Origin of the sequence: Aeromonas sp. HMWF015, from assembly GCF_963878965.1 — a bacterium.
Lineage (GTDB): Bacteria > Pseudomonadota > Gammaproteobacteria > Enterobacterales > Aeromonadaceae > Aeromonas > Aeromonas veronii.
Map to the genome: position 1 here is coordinate 1 of NZ_CAWNZT010000165.1, position 2,606 is coordinate 2,606.

The following is a 2,606-nucleotide window of genomic DNA, read 5'->3' on the forward strand; positions in this document are numbered from 1 at the left end:
AGAGTGGGTACCAGACTCTGTTCGCCCACCCATATGTCGAAACATTTTGGGGGCGGGCCAAAGCTATCCCGTCACTTGGCTATCAGGAACGCTGGTTCGACAACCGTTTTACCCCCCTCGAGCATAAGGGTCGCTATATCTCTGATGACGCTCTCATCACTCACCTGCTCAAACGCGTTGAACAGGATGAGAAACCGCTGTTTGCTTATGCTGTCACCATGCAAGGGCATGGTCCATTTGATGGCCCTCGTTACCACAGTAAAGAGCTAGACGGTTCTTGCCCAAACGAGAGCGCGAGTGATAGACAGTTGCTCAATACATACTACACCGGTGTGGTTGACGCCATGGCATCGCTGGAACGGCTGCTCAAGAGTCTAGACCATTCCGGTAAGCGCTATCTTGTTGTTGCTTTTGGCGATCACCAGCCCTTCCTGATGTCGGTAGGTGAAGCGATTCATGGTGATAAACCACCTCGTGATGCCACCTACCAAATCCCCATGATGGCCTTCACCCGCGCTGACGATTCGCTCGATTTAGCAACACAGTTTGCACCAGTGCGCCAGCTCTACCAGATGGGGCAGGCCACTCGCCAGTTGCTGGCCGGCGATCTCAACCCGATTAGCGATAACCCACTTCTCCATCCAGTGCTGGGCGAAGAGCAGGGGTTTGATGTGTCGCCATTTATACCGCAGATCCGTGCCACCTTTAAGACTAAGGCTCAGCGTTAATAACGTAAATGTGATTGCTATTGTGTTAAGGATAAATGCTCGAAAAAATACATTTTCAGTCGAAAACAACAAGTGGACTTTTTTTGGGTGATATTATTGATGAGACTGCCTATATCATATATAGCCATGCTCTCCTGTTGAAATTGAATCGCTGGTTATTATCTATGGGTCTATATGAAAATAAAGAAAAAACCTTTATGGCTTGCTATAATGCTAGAACCTCTAACCATATTTCTTGCGATAGGTTTAGCTAACACTATATTTACAGTGGCTATCATCTTTTTTTTAATCTCTATAGGATTCGGTGTGTATAGTGCTAATGGTATTGGGTATATGGCAGGAATCACCCTTAGTTTCGCCCTAAACTCATATTTTACATTTTCAATCACAATGAATGTCAAAAGATTGATTAAGTTCTCTATTGTCGCCATTGTCTGCTACCTGATTAATATTGCGGCTATTAAAGCACTACTGTATTTCATTCCTGGTTGGAAATATGTAGCACAAATTTTAGGAATGACATTATACACCATTAGTGGTTATGTTTTAAACAAAAAGTGGGCTATGAAATGAATATAAATAAAGTGAAAGATTTATCAATAAGCGTTGCGATACCATCATTGGCAATCGTTGTTCCTTGCTACAATGAAACTGATGCCTTTCCTCGTTGTCTTTCAACATTGCTTAGTGTTTTAAGCGAGCTTATCAATAATAATCGTATTTTAGCTAGCAGTTATATTCAGTTTGTTGATGATGGAAGTCATGATAGTACTTGGCAGTTAATTAAACAGGCCACAACAAAAAGTCCACATGTCAAAGGGCTTAAACTCTCACGTAACTACGGCCACCAAGTTGCTCTTATCGCAGGTCTTTCGGTGGTAGATACCGATATTATCATCAGCATCGACGCTGATTTACAAGATGATATTAACTGTATTTTTCAGATGATTGACAAGTATATGCAGGGCATTGATGTTGTCTATGGGGTACGCAATGATCGCTCTAGCGACAGTGCTTTTAAACGTGTTACTGCCAATAGCTTCTATAAATTTATGTCTATAATGGGAGTTAAGCAGATTGAAAATCATGCTGACTATCGTTTATTAAGTCGTCGTGCGCTACAGAGTTTAATGCAATTTAAAGAACGAAATGTTTACATTCGTGGGATGGTACCGTTACTTGGCTTTAAAAGTGAAAAGGTATTTTATAGTCGCAACGAACGAATTGAGGGGGAATCTAAATATCCATTGCGAAAAATGTTAGCTCTGGCTGTTGAGGGAATAACTTCATTGACTGTGACGCCACTAAGACTAATAGCAGTGATAGGCTTTTTAACTTTTCTATTGTCGTTGATCGCGAGTATCTATACATTGGTGCAAAAAGTGCAAGGGAGTGTCGTAGAAGGTTGGACTTCAGTCATAATATCTATCTTTTTACTTGGAGGTATTCAACTTCTCTGTATGGGGGTGGTTGGCGAATATATAGGAAAAATATACATGGAGACTAAAGGTCGTCCTAAATTTATTATTGACGAGTTCATTGATGGTGCAAAGCTTCTATCAGAAGCGGCTAAAATAAAGCTGTCACATACCAATGGCAATTGACCTTGATTATGCTATAGTTGCGCTGGTCTATCGTAATTCCATGGGGAATGAGACAGGCTATCCATATAATGTTTTACACGATCCATTAGGTTAGCCATCTCATGTTCTGATATTTAACGCAACGGCCTTATGTCTCTTGTACCATAGCTGTCCTATTTTTTGTTATTGACTAAATTCGGTTTGTTGTTAATGGGATGGTCGCCTCTCCCCAAAATGGCATCTGAGTGCCAAAGTGGCGAATGTACGTTCCCACTGATGAGAGAGGCGACCAACA

At 41.7% G+C, this 2,606-nt stretch carries 3 protein-coding genes; all 3 read left to right on the forward strand.

Annotated features, from left to right (window positions below; all coding sequences use genetic code 11):
* The coding region (locus AACS18_RS08500) for a sulfatase-like hydrolase/transferase (RefSeq protein ID WP_146184875.1) at nt 1–728 on the forward strand (728 nt) is incomplete at its 5' end.
* Between the two features lie 174 nt (nt 729–902).
* The gene (locus AACS18_RS08505) at nt 903–1,301 is read left to right on the forward strand and encodes a GtrA family protein (protein ID WP_108614107.1); all 399 of its coding nucleotides are present in this window, start codon (nt 903–905) and stop codon (nt 1,299–1,301) included.
* On the forward strand, nt 1,298–2,332 hold the full coding sequence (locus AACS18_RS08510; RefSeq protein ID WP_108614108.1) for a glycosyltransferase family 2 protein: 1,035 nt from the start codon (nt 1,298–1,300) through the stop codon (nt 2,330–2,332). The genes AACS18_RS08505 and AACS18_RS08510 overlap by 4 nt, the downstream gene beginning before the upstream one ends.
* Nucleotides 2,333–2,606: the final 274 nt, after the last annotated feature.